The sequence below is a fragment of the Wenyingzhuangia sp. IMCC45467 genome (genome assembly GCF_054111205.1).
The window spans coordinates 1184993-1206810 of the sequence record NZ_CM134196.1; the positions used below are offsets into that span (position 1 = coordinate 1184993).

Genomic DNA, 21818 nt, shown 5'->3' on the forward strand with positions numbered 1-21818 from the left:
TTTCATAATCAGATTTGCAAACTAGTCGTATAGGTTTGTGGATCATTAAACAAACTATATGTCGACATTTAGCGAATTAGGGTTGAGAGAAGAAATTCTTTCAGCTTTAACCGATATGGGGTATGAAACTCCATCAGAAATTCAAGAAAAAGCAATTCCTCAAGTAATCTCATCAACTGCTGATTTAAAAGCTTTTGCACAAACAGGAACAGGAAAAACTGCAGCTTTTAGTTTACCTATCATTCAACAAATTGATACTGACAACAACAATGTTCAGGCTATTATTTTATCTCCTACCCGTGAATTAGCGGTGCAAATTGGAGATCAAATTCAAAAATTTTCTAAAAACATTAAAGGTTTAAAAGTTGTAACTGTATACGGAGGAGCAAGTATTGAAGATCAATCAAGAAAATTAAATAGAGGAGCACAAATAGTTGTAGGAACTCCTGGTAGAACAGTAGATTTAATCAACAGAAGAAGATTAAAACTAGAAAACATTCAATGGTTAGTTTTAGACGAAGCCGATGAAATGTTAAATATGGGGTTTAAAGATGATTTAGATGCTGTATTAGAAGCTACTCCAGAAACCAAGCAAACTTTATTATTCTCTGCAACTTTTCCTAGAGAAGTTGAAGCTATTGCACGTAATTACATGCACCAACCCGTAGAACTTTCTGCAGGTACAAAAAACACTGGTTCTGATGATGTAAGTAATGAATACTATGTAGTAACAGAGCGTAACCGTTATGCTGCTATTAAACGTATTGCGGATGTAAATCCTGATATTTATGGTATTATATTCTGTAGAACTAGACGTGAATGTCAAGAAGTATCAGAAAAATTAATTGCTGACGGATACAATGCTGATTCTTTACATGGAGACTTATCACAAGCACAACGTGATAACGTAATGCAAAAGTTCCGTAACAAAACAGTTCAAATGCTAGTAGCTACAGATGTTGCTGCTCGTGGATTAGATGTAAACAACTTAACACACGTAATTAACCACAAATTACCAGACCAAAACGAAGCTTATACACACCGTAGTGGACGTACAGGTAGAGCTGGTAACAAAGGAACATCTATTGTTTTGGTTACTGCAAGAGAAGTAGGAAAACTAAGACCAATTGAACGTAAAATTCAAAAGAAATTCATCAAAAAAGAAGTTCCTAGCGGAAAAGAAATTTGTGAAATTCAGTTATTTAAATTGGTTGAAAAAGTAAAAAATACTGAAATCAATACTAAAGAAATCTCTGGTTATTTAGATAATATATACGAACAATTTGAAGGGTTATCTCGTGAAGAATTGATTCAAAAATTCATCTCTGTTGAATTTAATGCTTTCTTAGAATACTATTCTAAAGCAAATGATATTAACGACAACAGACCTGCTAGAGAAAGAGATGATAGAGGTAAAAGAAGAGATGATGAAAACATGTCTCGTTTCTTTATCAACATAGGTAGAAAAGACAATTTAACGCCTCCTCGTTTAATGGGATTGATCAATGATCAAAACATAACAAACAACGTAGAAATAGGACAAATTGAAATTTTAGATACTTTTTCTTTCTTTGAGTTAGACAAAAACTTTGAAAAAGAAACTCTTGATGCATTTTTAGCCAATTCTCCTGAATTTGAAGGAAGAGGTGTTAATGTAGAAATCACCAAAAAACGTCGTTCTGGCGGAGGTGGTGGTCGTGGTGGAGATAGAAGACCACGTAGAGATGGTGGAAATTTCCGTGGAGGAGACAGAAACGATAGACCTCGAAGAGATAGTGGTGACTTTAAAGGAAGACGTAGAGAAGGTGGAAATAGAGAAAACTCTAACCGTAGTGGTGGTGCCGGACGTGTTCAAAACAAATCTTGGGGTCGTAAAAGAGACTAAGATTTTTTAATAAAAACAGACAAAAAAGAGGACTTAATATTGGTCCTCTTTTTTTATGCGAACTTGTTAAATTGTCCGTTTAGTTTCTAATGAAATCTTTTATCTTTGACCATATGAAAAAAATACTGTCAATTCTCTTTCTAGTAACATTTACTACAGCGATCACATTTAGCTGTCAAGATGAATTTTGTCTAGATGCTACCACCCCTGAACTAATTATTAGATTTTACAATAAAGATACCATCAGTCAAACAAAATCTATTTCATTGGTTGTTTGGGCTAACAACAAAGACACTTTATACCTAGGAACCACCACAGATTCTCTTTCCATCCCTCTAGATACACAAAGTAATAAGGTTACTTATCACCTATCAATACTAGATAGCATTAACACACAAGAGGATATAGAAATTAATTACAATACCGAAGATGTTTTTGTATCAAAAGCATGTGGGTACAAAAGCATATTTAACAATGTAAACCTTACGGCAACTAGCAATAGTTGGTTAAGTAGTTTTTCTACTATAAGCACAGAAATTACAAACGAAAGCCAAGCACATGTTAAAATATATCATTAGTAGTATAATAATGCTATATTCTGTTTGTAGCATTTCTCAAAACATAAAAAAGGACTCTCTTACCCAAGTAATAAACGAAATTGATAAAGATAGTGTGAATCCTTTTTACAACCCTAAAACTTATGGATTGCGTATTGGTGTAGATATTATAAAACCTACACTATCATTTTTAAAAGGAATTGAAAAAGATTTTACAGGAGGAGAAATAGTAGCCGATTGGAGAATTAATACTCGTTTATTTGTTGCAGGGGAAGCAGGGTATACAGAGAGAACCATAGAAGAGGATTATTTTAACCATACCGCCAAAGGATCTTACATAAAACTAGGTGTTAATTATAATTTATACACCAATTGGTTAGATATGGATAATGAAACCTATTTAGGTGCTAGATATGGAACCAGTATATACACCAACCGTCTTAACAGTTACACCATTGCGCAAAATGGAACCTATTTTGATCCCAAAGAAGCATCTGGAATAAAATACACAAACTTAAATACTCACTGGATAGAAATTGTTGGAGGGTTAAAAGTAGAGACTTTTAAAAATTTATTTTTAGGATTTATGGTTAGTTTTAGTAAAGTAATCTCTACCAACGATCCCGATAATTTTAAAAACACCTACAGTCCAGGAATGGGAAAAATTACCAAGAATGGATCATCTGCCAACATAAACTACACCATTTCATATAGAATTCCTCTTTATAAAAAATAAGTCATGCAAAAGATTCCCTCAGTTGATTTACAACAATTTCTATCAAAAGATTTATCTGAAAAACAAGCCTTTGTCTCACAAATAGGAAATGCCTTTAGCAATATTGGTTTTGTGGCCTTAAAAGGTCATTTTTTACCTGATAATTTAATAGAAGAATTATATCAAGAAATTAAAAACTTTTTTAGTTTACCTCAAGAAATAAAAGACAAATATGAAATTGATGGCTTAGGAGGACAACGTGGTTACACTTCATTCGGTAAAGAAAGTGCCAAAGGGAAAAAAGAAGGAGATTTAAAAGAGTTTTGGCATTTTGGTCAGTATGTAAATGAACATGATGTTTTATCAGAAGCTTTACAAAAAGTACTAATTCCTAATATTATCGTAGAAGAACTTCCTAATTTTAATAAAGTAGGAAAAGAAGTATATCAACAGTTAGAAAAAACAGCCAAGCATGTTCTAAGAGCTTTGGCTATTTATTTAGAGTTAGAGGAAACTTATTTTGATGAATATATCTACAATGGAAATAGTATTTTAAGACCTATACATTATCCTCCTATTCAAACAGAACCTAAAGGAGCTGTAAGAGCAGCCGCTCATGGAGATATTAACTTAATTACATTGTTAATGGGAGCGCAAGGAAAAGGTTTACAAGTACAAGATGTAAACGGTAATTGGGTAGATGCCATTGCACAACCCAATGAATTAATGATTAATGTTGGAGACATGTTGTCTAGATTAACGAACAACAAATTAAAATCTACCATTCACCAAGTAGTCAACCCACCTAAAGAATTATGGGGAACTTCTCGTTATTCCATTCCTTTTTTTATGCACCCTATACCTACTATGGATTTAACCTGCTTAGACAATTGTGTATCAGCAAACAACCCAAAGAAATACGAAGATATTAGTGCTGGTGATTTTTTATATGAAAGGCTAAAGGAGTTAGGCTTAATAAAATAAGCCTCCGCTTATTTGTTATTTTTTCATTATTTTTATATAAAAATTAAAAAATGCACAGAAAAAGACCCCGCAAGAAAAGAAGAACTTACACAAGAAAAAACAGAATTTTAGACAGACCCAAGCTATTATTCATCTTACTAGGAACTATATTTATACTATTTGGTATCTTTATAGGTGATGTAAAAATTTCAAATTACACCTTTCCTTTTTACTACCCTATTGCCTTTGGTTTACTTCTTGAAATATGCTCTGTTCTTATATTTATTAAACAAAAACAAATAAAAATATAAATGGCTAAAAAGTTAAATGATCTATCTGCTTTAGGAGCTTTTGCATATTCTACAAACAAAGATTTTGAGTTTGATAACGGTGAAGAAGAAATAGAAACTTTACCTAACAACCAACAACAATTAGAAGCATTGTTTTCTAACAAAGGACGTGGAGGTAAAACAGTCACAATTATTAAAGGTTTTGTTGGAACTGATGATGATTTAAAAGCATTAGGAAAAATGCTTAAAAATAAATGTGGAGTTGGAGGTAGCGTTAAAGACGATGAAATTATTATTCAAGGGAAACACCGTGATAAAATCATGGAAATATTAACCAAAGAGGGTTATAAAGTAAAAAGAGTTGGAGGTTGATTTTCATCTTCCAACTCCCATTTTATTTCTTCCTTACATACATTTTTTAAATACTCGTTGGTTTTAGAAAAATGCTTGCACCCAAACCAACCACCTTTATTAGCTCCCAAAGGAGAAGGGTGTGTTGCTTTTAAAACTTTATGGTTGTTTATATTTATTAAACTCTCTTTTTTTTGAGCATATCCTCCCCAAAGTAAAAAAACCACGTCTTTTTTTTCAGATGAAATTTTCTGAATCACAGCATCAGTAAAATAACTCCATCCAAATTTTTGATGACTATTGGCTTTGCCTTCTTCAACAGTTAATGTAGCATTTAACAACAAAACACCTTGTGTTGCCCAAGCAGACAAATCACCAAAATTATTTGGCATGTCAATTTTTAAATCTTCTGAAATTTCTCTAAAAATATTTTTAAGTGATGGTGGAAACTTTTGAGTTCCTACATAAGAAAAACACAAACCATTAGCTTGACCTTTTCCATGATAAGGATCTTGCCCTATTACAACCACTTTTACCTTATTAAAAGCACAAAGTTTAAAAGCATTAAAAATCTCTTTTTTAGGAGGGTAACACGTATTATTTAAATATGCCAACTCTGTTTTTTGCTCTAAGTTTAACCAATACTCTTTTGTAAATTCTTCTTTCAAGATTTCTTTCCAATCATTTGGGAGTAGATTCTGCATATTTATTATTGAATGTGTATTTTTGTAGCACTTACAAAATAACAATATATACTGTAAGTACACAATTAAAGCATGAGTCAAATACAAAGTAAAACTTTACAAGATTTAGAATTTTCTATTATTTTAGAAAGCATATCAGAACACTGTAATTCAGAAAAAGGAAAAGAATTGATTAGCAATATTGTTCCTTTTTCTAACAAACCAGATTTAGAAATTGCACTAGCACAGGTAAATGAATATCTAGGTTCTTTGGTAAGCGAAAACAGAATTCCTAATCACTATTTTGATGACATTGATAAAGAAGTCAAACTTTTAAAAATTGAAAACAGCAAATTACTCCCCGAAGCGTTTTTAAAAATTGCTAATATCTCTAATACTTGTAATGAACTCATTGTTTATTTTCAAAAATTTAGAGACTACTACCCTACTTTATCTTTATTAACAGAAAATATTGAGTTTACAAAAAGTATAGTTGATGCTATTTTTAAAATTATTACCAACTATGGTGAAGTACAAAACAAAGCTTCAGAGTTATTAAATCAAATAAGAAAAAACTTAAATGATGTTCGTGGTCAACTAGGAAGTTCTTTTAATAGCGAATTGGCTAAATATAACAAAGCTGGTTTTTTAGATGATATTAGAGAATCTATTATAGAAAATCAACCAGTTTTAGCTGTACAATCTATCCATAGAAAAAAAGTAAAAGGAAGCATTTTAGGAACATCTAAAACAGGTAGCATTGTTTTTATTGCTCCACAAAACACCTTAAACTTATACAGACAGTTACAAGAACTTTTACTAGAAGAAAAACAAGAAATTAACAGAATTTTAAGAATATTAACCAACGAAATTCGTCCTTTTTATCCTTTAATTCAAGAATATATAAAGTTATTAGTTTCGTTAGATGTTTTAAAAGCAAAGGCTTTTTATGCCAAAGAAATTGAAGGTGTTAAACCTGAATTTTCAAACAATCAAGAAATTAATTACATCAATGCCTATCATCCTATTTTGTTAGAAAAAAACAAAGTAAGAAACCTGCCTGTTGTACCACAAACTTTACTATTAGGCAAACAACAACAAATAATTGTTATTTCTGGTCCAAATGCTGGAGGTAAAAGTATTACCTTAAAAACTATTGGATTATTACAAGTCATGATTCAAAGTGGAATATTAATTCCTGTACATGAGAATAGTACTACTCACTTTTTTGACCATATATTAACAGACATCGGTGATAATCAATCTATAGAAAATCAACTAAGTACTTATAGTTACCGATTAAAAAACATGCGTGGATTTTTAAAAAAATGCACCAACAACACACTTTTTTTAATCGATGAATTTGGTACAGGTTCCGATCCTGAATTAGGAGGTGCTTTAGCCGAGATTTTCTTAGAAGAATTTTATAATGTAGGAGCTTATGGTGTTATTACAACCCACTACACCAATTTAAAAGTATTGGCTGATGAACTTGAAAATGTAGTAAACGCCAATATGGCTTTTGATAGTAGAACTTTAGAGCCCTTATTTACTTTGTTAATTGGTCAACCTGGAAGTTCTTTTACCTTTGAAGTCGCTCAAAAAAATGGAATCCCTTACAGCTTAATTAACAGAGCCAAAAAGAAAATAGACAAATCTAAAGTGCGTTTTGACAAAACAATATCTAAACTACAACAGGAACGTACCAATTTACAGCGCAACACTTTAGACATGGAACAGCAAAGTTCTAAAGCAAAAGAATATGCTGATGTACTGGCTGAAAAAGAGGCTAAAATTCAAGAAAAACTAGAAAGCTTCCAAACCCTATATGACACCAATCAGAAAATATTAAGTATTGGTAGAAAAACAAACGAATTACTAAACAAGTACTTTCAGACCAACAACAAAAAAGAGTTTAAAACTGAATTTGACAAATGGGTAATCATGGAAAAATCTAAATACGACATTGCTCATCCTAAAGTTAAAAAGACCAAACCACAAAAAGTTAGAGAAAAAGTAGCTAAGAAAAAAGCCGAAGTTGCTTTGAAAAAAACGGAAGAAGAAGTATTAACTAAAGTAGTTGAAGTAAGAAAAGAAAAAGCCAAAGAAGAAAAAATAGCTGCTGAGAAAAAAGCCAATTATATTTTTAAACTAAATGACAAAGTTAGACTGATTGATGGTAGGGCTTGTGGAATTATAGAAAAAATAGACAAGAAAAAAGTAACCATTAATTACGGAATGTTTACTACTGCTACTACATTAGATAAAATTGAATTGGTGGTAGCTGCTAAAATAAAAAAATGAAAATTTCTCCACTAAAAAAATTCTTAAACTCTTTTAATATATTAAATGATGATGAAATTGACGACTTTATCAATGCAGCAACAACTAAACATTTAGATAAATTTGATTACTATATTAAAGAAGGAGAAACATGTACGTCAGTTGCATTTGTTTTGTCAGGTCTTTTAAGGTCCTATTACACATCAAACAAAGGAGAAGACATTACCTATTGCATCACATTTCCAAACAATTTTATGAATGCATATTCTTCTTTTTTAACACATCAACCCACACAGGAAAATATACAAGCCATTACAGAAACAGAGTTATTAATTATTTCGAAAGAAAAAATTGAACAATTGGCTCATAACAATCATCATTGGACTCTTTTTCAAAAAACAATATCCGAACAACAATATATTGAATTAGAAAAAAGAATATTTTCATTACAAGGAAGTAATGCCGCTAAACGATATGAAGATTTGATAAAAAATCAACCTCAATATATACAGAACATCCCCTTACAGTACTTAGCATCTTACCTAGGTGTTACACAAAGACATTTAAGTAGAATACGTAAAGAAATTTCTTTTTAGACATTTGTCCTTCGTCATAAAAACAGCTAATTATAGTTTTGTTTTATACAATTAACAAACAAAACATGATTAAAAAAACAGTAATTATAAATGGACACCCTAATAAAGAAAGTCTGAATTTTGGGTTGGCAAAAGCATACAAAAAAGGAGCTTTACAAACTGGTTCAGAAATACAAGAAATTACAATTTCTGAGCTAAAATTCAATCCAAATCTTGAGCAAGGCTACCAAAAAAGAACAGCGTTAGAACTTGACCTTTTAAATGCTTGGGAAAAAATTAAATGGGCAGATCATTTGGTATGGATTCACCCCGTTTGGTGGGGAGGTTTACCAGCTATGATGAAAGGGTTTATTGATCGGCTATTTTTACCCGGTTTTACATTTCAATACCGAGAAAACTCTATGTTTTGGGACAAACTTTTAAAAGGCAAAACAGCACATATCATTACTACTTTAGACCAACCTAGTTGGTATTATTGGTTAATGTATGGTAAACCAAGTGTAAATCAGTTAAAAAAATCAACTTTAAATTTTTGCGGAATTAAACAGGTGAAAGTCTCATACTTTGGTATTGTAAAAAACTCCGATAGCAATTTAAGAGAAAAATGGCTTACTAAAGTTGAAAAACTTGGAAGACAAAACAAATAAAGGCCAGTTATATAGAAAACATAAAATTGGAAGTTATTTATAAAAAAGTAGTTTTAATTTAAAACTACTTTTTTTATGAGTTCTTCTCCAAGCGCTTCATTCATCATAGAGAGTATTTTTTCCTTTCCATAATTTAATTCGTTACGCAGTGAGTCCGATGATATTTTTACCATTAAAACACCCCCTTTTAAACTAATTCTTTCAGTATAAGATTTTACTCCAGGCCCCATTAATTTAGCCCATTCTTCTTCTACATTTAATTTCTGAAACCCCGTTTCTAAATTATTTGCTTTGATAAAATGCTTCATTAAATCAGCAATAGGATTTGCTTCACTGTTCCTTATAGTTCTCTGGTCTATTTTTTTCTTAGCCATTATAAATTAAATATTTTATAAGGTTGATTGGTTCTTTTCACCACATTCTCAGTCCTATCACCATGAGTATCTGTAATAAAAATTTGTCCAAACTGATCTTTATTTACCAAATTAATTACTTGTGTTACTCTATTCTCATCTAATTTATCAAACACATCATCAAACAAAAGAATGGGTTTTTTACCTGTAATTTGTTTCATAAACTCAAACTGAGCTAATTTCAAAGCAATTAAATACGATTTTTGTTGCCCTTGTGATCCAAATTTTTTGATAGGATAACCATTCAACTCAAACTGTAAATCATCTTTGTGAATTCCAACAGACGTATATTGCAACATTCTATCTTTTCCTAAATTTTGTTCAAACAACTCTAACAAAGGAGCATCCTCTAATTGAGTTTTATAAATCAAACTTACCTCTTCTTTAGAATTGCTTATTTCCTGATAACACTCGTTAAAAATAGGAGCAAACTCTTTTAAAAACCAAACACGTTTGTGGTATATATATTGACTTAATTCATTTAACTGATCATTATAAACACTCAAATTAAGGGCATCAAAAGTTCTATTCGCAGCAAAATATTTTAACAAAGCATTACGCTGTGTTAACACTTTATTATAATTTACCAAGTTCTGCAAGTAGGTTCTATCTTGTTGAGAAATGACTCCATCCATAAATTTTCGGCGAGTTTCACTTCCTTCAATAATTAAATCTCTATCCGAAGGAGAAATAATTACCAATGGAAAATTGCCTATATGATCCGAAAACTTATCATAAGATTTACCATTTCGCTTTACCACTTTTTTTGTCCCCTTTTTTAAACTACAAACAATTTTTTCTAATCGTTCATTTTCTAACAAGTAATCTCCTTCAATAATAAAAAACTCTTCTCCATGCTTAATGTTCTGAGTAGCAACGGCATTAAAATAACTTTTAGTGTACGATAAATAATAAATAGCATCTAGCACGTTGGTTTTTCCCACACCGTTGTTACCAATAAAGCAATTTATTTTAGCATCAAAATCAAACAATTCTGATGAGATATTCTTATAATTTACCAAAGATAATTTCTGAAGATGCATATTTATTATACTCAATTAAAAAAGGAAGTGCAATTTATCATTTTTTTGCTGAACCCTGTGTTTTGATATTCGATTAAAAAAACTATTTTTGTCCAACTCACAAAAAAAATTAACACTTAATAATATAAAAATATTAGATGGCAACATATAAAAAGAGAGGCTATAAAAAAGCTGAAGAAGTAGAAGAGGTAGTAGTAGACAATGCAGGAAATGCTGAACACAGTACAACAGCAGAAGTATTTAATACTTTAGATGAAACAGCTAACAAGTCTGAAAAGTGGATTGAAAAAAATAGCAAACCTTTATTTATAGGATTAATTGCTGCCGTACTTATTATATTTGGATATATGGGATACAGTCAGTTTATTACTGCTCCAAAAGAAAAAGAAGCTGCCGATGCTTTGTTTTTTGCCAAACAAGAATTTACAAAAGCAAGTGCTGGTAGCGATGAAACGTTATACACAACTGCTTTAGAAGGTGCTGAAGGAAACTACGGATTGATAGACATTGCTAACAACTACGGAAGTACTGAAGCAGGGAACTTGGCTAAATATTATGCTGGAATATCGTATATAAACTTAAAAGAATACGAAAAAGCAATTGATTATTTAAAAGACGTAAACACAAACGACCCTGTTTTAAACGCTGTTGTTTCAGGAAGTATAGGAGATGCTTGTTTAGCGACTAACAACAACAATGATGCTTTGTTGTATTTTGCTAAAGCTGGTGAAAACTCAACCAACAATGCTGTTGCTCCTGTATATTTAATGAAAGCTGGAAAAGTAGCTTTAACATTAAAAAACTTTGACAAAGCAGAAGATTTATTTGAAAACATAAAACAAAACTTTCCAAATTCTTCTCAAGCTAAAAACATAGATTTATACATCAACCAAGCTAAATACGCTAATAATTAGTTGTTGGTTTACAGTTCATAACTAATAACAAACAACCATAAACTAAAAAACATGGCTACAACAGACTTATCTGCATACGATAAAGATGATTTACCTAACGTAAAAGGATTTAGGTTTGGAATTGTAACTTCTGAATGGAATCCAGAAATTACAGAAAACTTAACCTTAGGAGCTATTGATACTTTGTTAGACAACGGTGTTGCCGAAGAAGATATCATCACTTGGAAAGTTCCAGGAAGTTTTGAATTAATTTATGGATGCAAAAAAATGTTAGAGAGCAGAAATGTAGATGCTATCATTGCCATTGGTAACGTAATTCAAGGTGAAACCAAACATTTTGACTTTGTGTGCGAAGGAGTAACTCAAGGAATAAAGGATTTAAATATAAAATATGACACTCCTACTATTTTCTGTGTACTTACAGACAACACAAAACAACAATCTCTAGACAGATCTGGAGGAAAATTAGGAAACAAAGGAATTGAGTGTGCTGTAGCCGCAATTAAAATGGCTGCGTTAAACAAACGCTAATCCCCTACCAAATACAAAGCATTATTGTCTAATTTTTCTTAAATTTGACAATAATGTTTTTTCTTTTAAGCCATGTTTAAAACCCCTTTCAAACCTGTAGGTCACTATATTTTTAACTACAAACCTCGTTACTACGACGAGCGTAAGGAGCGTTTACAGGCTTTAGAAGATCGCTATAAAAGAGAAAAAAGCGATGAAGAAAGTGAAAACAGTGATTATACTGTTACGCTTTCTAAAAACAACCTAAAACACGAATGGAACAGAGCTAGATCTTCCTCTAATGCTGACAGAAAATCTACCTACAGATTGGCTATTATTATTGCCATTCTTTCTATGACTGCAATTTACATCTTACGATAGTTCTAAAAAAGTTTGAGTTAATGGTTTCTAATATTTAATTATAATAATGAAACCAATCATACTAAAAACGAAACCCCTATAATCAAATGTCCGACATTATTCAATTATTGCCTGATCATGTTGCCAATCAAATTGCAGCTGGTGAGGTGGTTCAAAGACCTGCATCTGTAGTTAAAGAACTATTAGAAAATGCTATTGATGCTGGAGCAAAAAACATACACCTTATCTTAAAAGATGCAGGAAAAACGCTTATTCAAGTAATTGATGATGGAACAGGTATGTCCGAAACCGATGCAAGACTTTGTTTTGAAAGGCATGCGACTTCTAAAATTAGAGAAGCTGAAGATTTATTTAATTTATCTACCAAAGGATTTCGTGGTGAAGCCATGGCTTCTATTGCGGCTATTGCGCAAATAGAAATGAAAACCAAACAAGCTGATGACGAATTAGGAACTTGTATTCAAATTGAAGGGAGTAAAATAACCAACCAAGAAATCATCCCTACTCCTGTTGGAACCAATACCTCGGTAAAGAATTTGTTTTTTAACATTCCTGCTCGTAGAAATTTCTTAAAATCCGATGCTGTAGAAACCAGACATATTATTGATGAATTTCAACGTGTGGCTTTGGTACATTATGATGTTCATTTTATTTTAAACCATAACAATTCAGAAATTTTTAACCTTCCTTCTGGAAATTTAAAACAGCGTGTGGTTAATATTTTTGGCGGAAAAACCAATGAACGCTTAATCCCTATTGACGAAGATACAGATGTTTTAAAACTACACGGATTTATCATCAAACCAGAATTTGCTAAAAAGAAACGTGGTGAACAATTCTTTTTTGTGAACGATAGGTTTATCAAAAGTCCTTATTTACATCATGCCATCAATGCAGCTTTTGAAGGACTGACAGAAAGAGGAAATCATCCTGGGTATTTTTTATATTTAAAAGTACCTACCAATACTATTGATATCAACATACATCCTACCAAAACAGAAGTAAAGTTTGATAACGAAAAAGTGCTGTATGAAATTTTAAGAGCTGCTGTAAAACACAGCTTAGGGCAATACAATATTATGCCAGCTTTGGATTTTACCAAAGATAAAAACCTTGAAACTCCATATAGCTACAAAGACAAACCTATTAGTACCCCAAAAATTGAAGTAGATCCTAATTTTAATCCTTTTAAAACAGAATCTAACTTTAATCCTTTTCAAGAAACAGAAAAAAAATCAACTAATAATTACTCTGCCGGTAGTTCAAAAACATTTTCATCAAAAAAGAACAAAGGAAGTTGGGAAACTTTGTACAATGGTTTAGAATCTATTGCAAATACTCCTGTAATAGAAAATGAATTAAACCCTGAATTATTTGAAACCAAAGAAACCAAACTGGTTAAAGATACTTTTCAAATTCAGAACAAATACATTTTATGTAATTTAAATACAGGAACGTATTTAGTCCATCAACATTTGGCACATCAAAGAGTGTTATACGAAAATTTTTTAGCCAACATTACAGTTAAAGAAGCATCGAGCCAACAATTATTATTTCCCATTAGTATTAGCTATAGCAAACAAGAATTACATATACTCCAAAACATTAAAGAAGAACTAGAGAGCACTGGGTTTATGTTTGAAGACATGTCTAAAGACCATGTAATTGTGTCAGGTATTCCTACTACTATAAGTGAGAGTCAAATTAGCATGGTTTTTGAACAATTGATAGAAGATTTTCAAGAAGACATTCAGGAAAACAGTTTTAGCCAGTTAGATATGATTGCAAAATCATTAGCCAAAACATTAGCCATAAAAACTGGAACCAAATTAACAGAAGTAGAACAAGAAGTTTTAATACAAGATTTATTTGCCTGTAAAGAAGCTAATATATCGCCGTTTAGAAAAAAGATTTACACAACGGTTACCAGTAAAAAACTAGACATTATTTTTAACACCGACTAGGATTATGAGTAGAGTACCCGATATTATAAAGCACATTATTATTATTAACGTTCTATTTTTTGTAGCTACTATAAGCTTACAAAATGTAGATTTGGGAGCAATGTTTAACTTACATTATTTTGCCAACCCTAGTTTTAAACCTTGGCAATTGGTCACTAGTATGTTTATGCATGGTAGTTTTGGACATATCTTTTTTAACATGCTTGCTTTGTACTTTTTTGGAACTCCAATGGTTCAATTATGGGGAAAAAACAAATTTTTATTCTTTTATTTTTCCGCTGGAATTGGTGCTAGTTTAATTTACTTATTAGAACGCCATTTTGAGTTTACTGGAGCTGTTGATGCTTTGGTGAACATGGGATCTAACAAACAAGAAATTTATAATTTGTTTGATGCTAGTAAAGTTTATAAAAACGAGCAACTACAGACTGCTAATAGTATTTTTAACATGCAAATGTTAGGGGCTTCAGGTGCCATATTTGGAGTGTTAGCTGCTTACGGATGGAACTTCCCTGACTCTGAAATTTATTTATATTTTGTTTTACCTGTAAAAGCCAAATATTTTATTCCGGTAATTGTAATTGCCGATTTGGTTTCTGGTATTACTGGACAACCTCTATTAAGCCCTGTAAACACTGCTTATTTTGCACATGTTGGTGGAGCGGTTATTGGATTGATTATGGCTATTATTTGGAAAAAAAATCAATATAGAATGTATTAAAATATGAACGATATTTTTACACAAATAAAACACAAGTATCAATATGGGTCTGTTGTTGAAAAACTCATATTTGCAAACATTGCACTTTTTATTCTTACCTATTTATTAGGTAGTTTAGGATGGCTTTTTGGCAGCAATGGAAATGTTTTTATTACTTGGTTATCCTTACCCGCTTCTGTTGATGAGTTTTTAATAAAACCTTGGACTTTGGTTACTTATGGTTTTATGCATGGCGGATTTATTCACTTGCTATTCAACCTTATTTTTTTATACTACATAGGAAACTTATTTGTAGATTATTTTATTCCTAAAAAGCTCCTTTCCTTTTATTTATGGGGAACTGTATTTGGAGGAATCGTTTTTATGTTTAGCTATAATTTTTTTCCTGTCTTACAGAGCCAGAATGCAACATTGGTTGGAGCATCTTCTGGAATAATGGCTATTTTAATTGGATTGACTACATACATGCCTAATTATGAGTTAAAACTACGATTTATTGGTTTTGTAAAACTTTGGGTAATTGCATTAATTTTTGTAGCCTTAGATTTGGTTCAATTACCAGATGGAAATGCAGGCGGACATTTGGCACATTTAGGAGGAGCTTTGTTTGGTTTTTTAGCTATTTATTATCAAAACAAAATTTCTTTTTCAACTCCTTTTAAAAATACTTTTAAAAGAAAATCTCCGTTAAAAACAAGTTACAAATCAACAAACAAAAGAAAACCAACACCTACACCCACTGAGATACAGCAAAAAATAAACATCATTCTAGAAAAAATAAGTAAATCTGGATATGATTCTTTAAGTAAAGAAGAAAAAGAATTTTTGTTTCAACAGGGTAAAAAATAAACAATGAAGAGGTTAAACTACTTTGACAAGTTTTTATTTTTAATCAATGTTGTTGTGGCTGTTTTGTTGCTTACCACCTATACATTACCCTTTATAGATCCTGAAAAACACCCTAGTATTGCTATTTTAAGCTTGGCTTACCCACTACTATTAGTAACCAATATTACTTTTGTTGTTTTTTGGATGATAAAACTAAAATTTCATTTTTTACTTTCTATCATTTCTATTTTTATTGGTATATCACACCTACATGATTTTTATTCCATTGAAGAAAAAGAAGTTATTAAAGAAAATGACATCAAAATTTTATCTTTTAACGTAAGACAATTTAACAGGTTTAATTGGATAAAGTCTCCAACTGTTAAACAAGACATTTGTGATTTTATAAACAATGAACAACCTGATATTGTTTGTATTCAAGAACACAAGCACGATAAAAATGTTAAAATTAACCTTCCTAAAGTGTACATGCATCGTGAATCTGATTTGGCTATCTATTCTAAATTCCCTGTAGTCAACAAAGGAAAACATCTTTTTAAACCCAATGGAAACAATATTATTTATATAGACTTAAAAATCAATAATGAAATTGTTAGAGTTTACAACGTACACTTACAATCATTTAGGTTAGATACCCAAAAAGAGCACTACGGAGGTGCCAACAACGAAGCTTTGGTTAAAAGATTTAAAGATGTTTTTAGAGAACAATCACATCAAATTAAAATTTTAAAAGAACACATTCAAAAATGTAAATACAGAACCATTGTTGCTGGAGATTTTAACAATACGGCTTTTTCTTGGAATTATCATGAAATTACAGAAAACAGAAAAGATGCTTTTGTAGAAGCTGGAGTTGGTTTGGGAAAATCTTATCATTACTTTTTCCCTTTTAGAATAGATTTTATTTTACCTGATAATACCATGGAAGTTGGGAAGTTTACAACATATGATGTAAATTTATCTGATCATTTCCCTATAATGGCTAGAATTAATTTGAATAATTAGTATTTTTATTTTTAAAGATGATAAAAAAACGTTTTTTAATACTGCTGTACATAACATGTTGCTTTGTAAGTACAACTGCTTTTTCTCAAAGAGAAGTTCCTCTTGAAGAAGAAACTGAAAATAACGAAAATTTAGAGCAAGAAGTTATTGAAGAAAACGTTGAAGTTTATTCAATTTTTAACGATTTTAGAATACCTGTAAGAGAAAACATCAACACATCTGATTTAAGGTACAATGGTTGGGTTACCGATCAAGGAATGTATACTTTTAGATGTAGAAATGGAAAACGAATTAGATTAACTTTTTGGTACTTAGACAGAGGTGCAAAAGAAGTGTTAGATTCTGAATTTATTAATATTACTCCTGCAATTGATAAATGCCAAAAAGGAGATATAGAGTATAGAAAACAAAACTACAGGCAGAGCAAATAAATTTTATAAAACCAAATTATGATAAAAAAAATCACATATATTACCCTTACATTTTGTCTTTTTGTATATAGTTTTAGTTCTGCTCAAGACCTACTAAACTTTAGTATTAAAGGTAAAATTACAAGTGCTATAGACAGTACTGCTATTCAAGGAGCATCTCTTTTAAACTTAACCAATATAGACGGAGAGGTATCTAACAAAGAAGGACTTTTTGAAATTAATGTTACCGAAAATGATACTTTGTTAATTTCAAGTCTAGGATTTGAATCTATTAAAATAAAAGTAACCAAAGATTTATCTATAGGAACGGAATTAAACATTAATTTATTTCCTAAAATAGAAGATTTACCAGAGGTAAATGTGCATGCTTATAAAATTATTGGTGTTTTAGAAATTGACGTTAAAAACGTACCTAAAGACAAGTATAACAGAATTCAAATAAACGGGTTAAAACAAACCTATGAAATTAAAAACAACAGAGTAGGTAGCAGTTTAGGTGCTGGAGGAATTGTAATAAGCAATCCTGCTGATTATGTTTACAAACTATTTGGATCTAAACCTAACAGGCTTAAAGACCTAAAAGAATTAAAAGACAAAGATGCTACTCGTAAAATATTAACTGATCGTTTTGACAGAGAAGTTATTTTAGATTATTTACAAATGGACATTAACAAATTAACAGAAGTTTTGTCTAATTGTAACTACTCCCCTTACTTTATTCAAAAAGCGACAGATTTACAACTTATTGAAGCTGTTTTAGAGTGTTATGATAACCATAGAGCTGTTAAAAATGGAAACACCTCTAAAGAAGGTAAATAAACTATTATTAAGTAAAGAACAAAAAAGCCATCTGTTTAGATGGCTTTTTTGTTTTAAATTAAAGACTCTCCGTTTAAGTTAGTCGTTAATACATCACTCATATAATCTAAATAAGGTCTCGCTATTTTAAAAGATTTTATCACTTCATGGTAAAAATTTGGATCAAGCACTTCTTCATCAGTAAATTTTCTTAACAGAATAAAATCTTTTTTACGTATCAACTCAATCGCTTTGTGTTCTTTATCAAAACCTTTGGGTGCTGTTTTTAAAGCCTCCCCTTTGTAAAAACCTCCAAAAGTTTTTTGAATGGCTACAGAATTAATGATTTCATTAATTTCATCACTATCCATTTCAATTTCTTTTCTAATTCTTAACAAATCTTCTTTATTAGGCTGCCAAAAACCACATGCTAAAAAAGAACCATTTGGTGTAATTTCTACATGGTAACCACCTCTTAAAGCTTCTGTTGCTCTTTTAAAACTACAACTTCTATAAATTTTATAGGGAGATTTGTCTTTAGAAAATCTTACATCTCTATAAATTCTATAAGCTTTCATCCCTTCTATATCATCTTCTTCCTTTAAACCTTCCATTATTTTGGTAAAAAATACTTTTAACTGAATTTCTTCCTCCGTAAACCAAGCTTTGTTTTCTACAAACCACTCACGTGAATTATTTTCTTTTAATGCATTTAAAAATGTAAATATTGATGGTTGAATTTGAATTGACATAATCTTCTTTTTTATCTACCTAAATGTACAAATTCATGCGAAAACACACATACTTTTATTCCTTAAATAAAGTTTTAACTAAACAAAATACCTTAAATTTAAATGTTCAATTTAAGCACTAAAACTCTAATAAAATAAAGGTTTTAGTATCCAATTTTATCGACTTAATAGTCTAAACTAGACAAAGCATGGAAGACATGATTTTTTACGATCGATTGCAATTTGCATTCACGATCACCTTTCACTACATTTTCCCGCAACTTACCATGGGACTCTCTTTAATTATTATTCTATTTAAAGGGTATTATTTAAAATCTAACAAAGAAATTTATAACGATGCTGCTAAATTTTTTATGAAAATTTTTGCCATCAACTTTACCATGGGAGTCATTACAGGAATTCCAATGGAATTTCAATTTGGAACCAACTGGGCTAAGTTTTCTGAGCTTACAGGAGGAATTATTGGTCAGACTTTGGCCATGGAAGGAACCTTTTCTTTTTTCTTAGAATCTTCTTTTTTAGCCTTGTTTATTTTTGGTGAAAAATTGATGGGACAAAAACTGCATTTCTTAACAGGATTTTTTGTTTTTTTAGGGTCTTGGGCTAGTGGATATTTAATTTTGGCAACCAACGCATGGATGCAGCATCCTGTAGGATATGAAATTTTAGAAAACGGAAAATTTGTATTGACTCATTTTTCTAAACTATTTAGTAACCCTTGGTTGTTACCTGCTTTTTTACACAATCAAATGGCATCTTTGGTTACCTCATCTTTTGTAGTAGCTAGTATTGGTGCTTTTTACTTGTTGATTAAAAAACATCAAGAGCACGGAAAATTGTTCTTAAAAACAGGTGTAGTCATCGGATTAATTTCTAGTTTATTGGTTGCTTTCCCTACGGGAGATTTAAACGCTAAAAACGTAGCTAAATATCAACCGGCTTCATTTGCAGCTATGGAAGGTATTTTTGAAACCGAAGAAGCTGGAGCAGAAATTGTTTTGATTGGTCAGCCCAATATGGTAGAAAAGAAATTAGATAACAAAATTGCTGTTCCTAATATTTTAAGTTTTTTGACTTATCAAGAATGGGACAAACAAATTATAGGAATGGATCATTTTGATAAAAGTGAATTACCCGATAACATTCCTGCTTTGTATTACTCCTATCATATTATGGTAGGATTGGGAACTATTTTTATTGGTGTTATGGGGATTTCCATTTTGTTCTTATACCGAAAAAAACTATATAGCTTTAAACCACTTTTATGGACTATTTTATTTTTAGTTCCCTTCCCTTTTATAGCCAATATCACAGGTTGGTATGTTGCTGAGTTAGGTAGGCAACCTTATTTGGTTTATGGCTTGTTAAAAACAGTAGATGGAGTTTCGCCTACAGTTTCATCAGGAAACACCTTATTTACTTTATTAGGCTTTGTTGCTCTTTACATGCTTTTAGGATTATTATTTTTAGTCTTGGTAGGAAAAACCATTTACCATGGACCTCAACACGAAAAACATTAAACTATGGAAATTTTTTGGTTTATTATTATAGCACTGGTTTTAACCATTTTTTTCATTTTAGATGGTTACGATTTTGGAACGGGAATCATTCATTTATTCTTTGCCAAAACAGAAAAAGACAAAGAAGTAATTTCTAAAGCTGCTGGACTTTTTTGGGATTCTAACGAAGTTTGGTTGGTAGCTGCTGGTGGATTGCTTTTTATGGCTTTCCCTACTTTATACGCTTCTGCCTTTAGCGGTTTTTATCTTCCTTTAATTATTGTTTTATGGCTTATTATTTTTAGAGCTATTGGTTTAGAGTTAAGAGGTCAAATAGACCATCCTGTTTGGAAAACCATTTGGGATAAATCTTTTGGGGTTTCTAGCTTACTATTAACCTTGTTTTTTGGAATTGCACTAGGAAACGTAGCTAGAGGAGTTAATTTAGGGGGTGTAGAAAATGGTGTTTCTGCTTATGAAGCTCATTATTTCTTTTTACCGCTATGGAACAGTAGTTTTAGCCCCTCTACCACACATCCTGGAGTAATTGATTGGTTTACCATTGTTATTGGAATTATTGCAGTAATCACTCTTGCTATTCACGGTGCCAATTGGATTGTTTTAAAAACCAACGCTAGTATTAATACAAAACTAAAATCTGTGGTGTTTAATTTAAATATTGCCTTGGCCGTATTTACTGTTTTTTCTGTGAGTATTTGGCATATTATAGAACCACATCCTTTGGCTAATTATTTAGAATATCCTGCCTTTTTAATATTTCCAATGGTCTATTTTGTAGGTTTAATAGGAGCCTTTTTTGTTAAAAAGTTTAAAAAAGAAGTTTATGCTTTTGTATGTTCTACCCTAATGATTGTTGGTGGAATTACTTCTACACTAGCAACTATGTTTCCTACTTTACTTCCTTCTACCAATAACATCAATCCAGATTTAACCATTTATAATACCACAACAAGTGAGTACGGAATGTCTGTAGCCATGCCTTGGATGATTATCGGAATTATCTTAATCATTATTTATTTCATCATTCAAAAGAAATTAACAGCAGGTAAAATTGATGATATGGATTATGGACATTAACTGCTTAGTTCTAGACTAATTAAGAAAATAGAATTAAAATACTTTTACCTTATAAAAACTAAAAAATGACAGAAACGTCTATCTCTCTACTTAGTATTTTAGTTGGAATTATAAGTGCAAACTTGTATGCTTATATTTCTAAAAACAATTTTTTGGGTTTTACAGGAAACACTATTATTGGTGTTTTTGGTAGTATTTTGTTCATCAAATCTTTTGGTAGATTAGGCTTTGCTCCTAACCATATTGTAATAGATAGACACCTAAACCTTTTGTTATTTATTGTTAATATGATGGTTTCTGCTTTGGGTGGAATTTTAGGCTTGCTTTTAGCTTTAAAAATAAAAAAATAATTATTGCCTTCTTATCATACCCCTATATCTTTTATGGCATAGAGAGCTCCTCATGTTTAAAAAACATATACTTTAAGTTAGGATATTAGTATATAAAATTATCTTTGCAAAAAAAAATAA

At 30.9% G+C, this 21818-nt stretch carries 24 protein-coding genes; 20 read left to right on the top strand and 4 right to left on the bottom strand.

Annotated features, from left to right (window positions below):
- Nucleotides 1-58: 58 nt before the first annotated feature.
- The 5 genes from ACXGQT_RS04935 to ACXGQT_RS04955 all read left to right on the top strand — a co-directional run bounded on the left by ACXGQT_RS04935 (nt 59) and on the right by ACXGQT_RS04955 (nt 4782).
- Nucleotides 59-1885 (top strand): DEAD/DEAH box helicase, encoded by a 1827-nt coding sequence (locus tag ACXGQT_RS04935; RefSeq protein ID WP_457830291.1) that lies wholly within the window; start codon nt 59-61, stop codon nt 1883-1885.
- Nucleotides 1886-1998: 113 nt separating this feature from the next.
- A complete protein-coding gene (locus ACXGQT_RS04940; RefSeq protein WP_457830292.1) occupies nt 1999-2463 on the top strand; it encodes a DUF6452 family protein in 465 nt (154 codons plus the stop codon).
- The gene (locus ACXGQT_RS04945; RefSeq protein ID WP_457830293.1) at nt 2444-3178 is read left to right on the top strand and encodes a DUF6048 family protein; all 735 of its coding nucleotides are present in this window, start codon (nt 2444-2446) and stop codon (nt 3176-3178) included. The genes ACXGQT_RS04940 and ACXGQT_RS04945 overlap by 20 nt, the downstream gene beginning before the upstream one ends.
- Nucleotides 3179-3181: 3 nt before the next feature.
- A complete protein-coding gene (locus tag ACXGQT_RS04950; RefSeq protein WP_457830294.1) occupies nt 3182-4141 on the top strand; it encodes an isopenicillin N synthase family dioxygenase in 960 nt (319 codons plus the stop codon).
- Between the two features lie 290 nt (nt 4142-4431).
- Nucleotides 4432-4782, top strand: a complete 351-nt coding sequence (locus tag ACXGQT_RS04955) for a translation initiation factor (RefSeq protein WP_457830295.1) — start codon at nt 4432-4434, stop codon at nt 4780-4782.
- Here ACXGQT_RS04955 and ung read toward each other — a convergent pair.
- A complete protein-coding gene (ung, locus tag ACXGQT_RS04960; RefSeq protein ID WP_457830296.1) occupies nt 4755-5465 on the bottom strand; it encodes a uracil-DNA glycosylase in 711 nt (236 codons plus the stop codon). The genes ACXGQT_RS04955 and ung overlap by 28 nt on opposite strands.
- Nucleotides 5466-5537: 72 nt before the next feature.
- Here ung and ACXGQT_RS04965 point away from each other — a divergent pair, with 72 nt between their 5' ends.
- The 3 genes from ACXGQT_RS04965 (at nt 5538) to ACXGQT_RS04975 (ending at nt 8970) form a co-directional block, all read left to right on the top strand.
- Complete coding sequence (locus ACXGQT_RS04965; RefSeq protein WP_457830297.1) at nt 5538-7748, top strand: endonuclease MutS2; 2211 nt, start codon at nt 5538-5540, stop codon at nt 7746-7748.
- The gene (locus tag ACXGQT_RS04970; protein WP_457830298.1) at nt 7745-8323 is read left to right on the top strand and encodes a Crp/Fnr family transcriptional regulator; all 579 of its coding nucleotides are present in this window, start codon (nt 7745-7747) and stop codon (nt 8321-8323) included. Before ACXGQT_RS04965 ends, ACXGQT_RS04970 begins: the two co-directional genes overlap by 4 nt.
- Before the next feature lie 65 nt (nt 8324-8388).
- Nucleotides 8389-8970, top strand: a complete 582-nt coding sequence (locus tag ACXGQT_RS04975) for an NAD(P)H-dependent oxidoreductase (RefSeq protein WP_457830299.1) — start codon at nt 8389-8391, stop codon at nt 8968-8970.
- 53 nt (nt 8971-9023) lie between these two features.
- Here ACXGQT_RS04975 and ACXGQT_RS04980 read toward each other — a convergent pair whose 3' ends face one another.
- Both ACXGQT_RS04980 and recF read right to left on the bottom strand, forming a co-directional pair.
- On the bottom strand, nt 9024-9344 hold the full coding sequence (locus ACXGQT_RS04980) for a DUF721 domain-containing protein (RefSeq protein WP_457830300.1): 321 nt from the start codon (nt 9342-9344) through the stop codon (nt 9024-9026).
- On the bottom strand, nt 9344-10426 hold the full coding sequence (gene recF, locus ACXGQT_RS04985) for a DNA replication/repair protein RecF (protein WP_457830301.1): 1083 nt from the start codon (nt 10424-10426) through the stop codon (nt 9344-9346). The genes ACXGQT_RS04980 and recF overlap by 1 nt, the downstream gene beginning before the upstream one ends.
- Before the next feature lie 137 nt (nt 10427-10563).
- Here recF and ACXGQT_RS04990 point away from each other — a divergent pair, with 137 nt between their 5' ends.
- The 9 genes from ACXGQT_RS04990 (at nt 10564) to ACXGQT_RS05030 (ending at nt 18020) form a co-directional block, all read left to right on the top strand.
- The gene (locus ACXGQT_RS04990) at nt 10564-11340 is read left to right on the top strand and encodes a tetratricopeptide repeat protein (RefSeq protein WP_457830302.1); all 777 of its coding nucleotides are present in this window, start codon (nt 10564-10566) and stop codon (nt 11338-11340) included.
- Nucleotides 11341-11391: 51 nt separating this feature from the next.
- Nucleotides 11392-11871: a 6,7-dimethyl-8-ribityllumazine synthase gene (gene ribH / locus ACXGQT_RS04995; protein ID WP_302884272.1), complete on the top strand. Its 480-nt coding sequence runs from the start codon at nt 11392-11394 to the stop codon at nt 11869-11871.
- 72 nt (nt 11872-11943) lie between these two features.
- Complete coding sequence (locus ACXGQT_RS05000; RefSeq protein WP_457830303.1) at nt 11944-12231, top strand: hypothetical protein; 288 nt, start codon at nt 11944-11946, stop codon at nt 12229-12231.
- Nucleotides 12232-12317: 86 nt separating this feature from the next.
- Entirely contained in the window at nt 12318-14195 is a 1878-nt protein-coding gene (gene mutL, locus ACXGQT_RS05005; protein WP_457830304.1) for a DNA mismatch repair endonuclease MutL, read from the top strand.
- A gap of 4 nt (nt 14196-14199) precedes the next feature.
- Nucleotides 14200-14916: a rhomboid family intramembrane serine protease gene (locus ACXGQT_RS05010; protein ID WP_457830305.1), complete on the top strand. Its 717-nt coding sequence runs from the start codon at nt 14200-14202 to the stop codon at nt 14914-14916.
- 3 nt (nt 14917-14919) lie between these two features.
- Nucleotides 14920-15765, top strand: a complete 846-nt coding sequence (locus tag ACXGQT_RS05015) for a rhomboid family intramembrane serine protease (RefSeq protein WP_457830306.1) — start codon at nt 14920-14922, stop codon at nt 15763-15765.
- Nucleotides 15766-15768: 3 nt separating this feature from the next.
- Nucleotides 15769-16770: an endonuclease/exonuclease/phosphatase family protein gene (locus ACXGQT_RS05020; RefSeq protein WP_457830307.1), complete on the top strand. Its 1002-nt coding sequence runs from the start codon at nt 15769-15771 to the stop codon at nt 16768-16770.
- A 17-nt stretch (nt 16771-16787) separates the two neighbouring features.
- On the top strand, nt 16788-17201 hold the full coding sequence (locus ACXGQT_RS05025) for a hypothetical protein (RefSeq protein ID WP_457830308.1): 414 nt from the start codon (nt 16788-16790) through the stop codon (nt 17199-17201).
- 18 nt (nt 17202-17219) lie between these two features.
- Complete coding sequence (locus ACXGQT_RS05030) at nt 17220-18020, top strand: carboxypeptidase-like regulatory domain-containing protein (protein ID WP_457830309.1); 801 nt, start codon at nt 17220-17222, stop codon at nt 18018-18020.
- A 53-nt stretch (nt 18021-18073) separates the two neighbouring features.
- On the opposite strand, the gene ACXGQT_RS05035 is transcribed toward ACXGQT_RS05030, so the two are convergent.
- Nucleotides 18074-18751, bottom strand: coding sequence for a DUF2461 domain-containing protein (locus ACXGQT_RS05035; RefSeq protein WP_457830310.1), 678 nt, complete (start codon nt 18749-18751; stop codon nt 18074-18076).
- Between the two features lie 188 nt (nt 18752-18939).
- Between ACXGQT_RS05035 and ACXGQT_RS05040 the strand changes: the two genes are divergently transcribed.
- From ACXGQT_RS05040 to ACXGQT_RS05050, 3 genes are all read left to right on the top strand, one after another.
- On the top strand, nt 18940-20271 hold the full coding sequence (locus tag ACXGQT_RS05040; protein ID WP_457830311.1) for a cytochrome ubiquinol oxidase subunit I: 1332 nt from the start codon (nt 18940-18942) through the stop codon (nt 20269-20271).
- Nucleotides 20272-20274: 3 nt separating this feature from the next.
- On the top strand, nt 20275-21348 hold the full coding sequence (gene cydB / locus ACXGQT_RS05045) for a cytochrome d ubiquinol oxidase subunit II (RefSeq protein ID WP_457830312.1): 1074 nt from the start codon (nt 20275-20277) through the stop codon (nt 21346-21348).
- Between the two features lie 65 nt (nt 21349-21413).
- On the top strand, nt 21414-21698 hold the full coding sequence (locus tag ACXGQT_RS05050; RefSeq protein ID WP_457830313.1) for a hypothetical protein: 285 nt from the start codon (nt 21414-21416) through the stop codon (nt 21696-21698).
- Nucleotides 21699-21818: the final 120 nt, after the last annotated feature.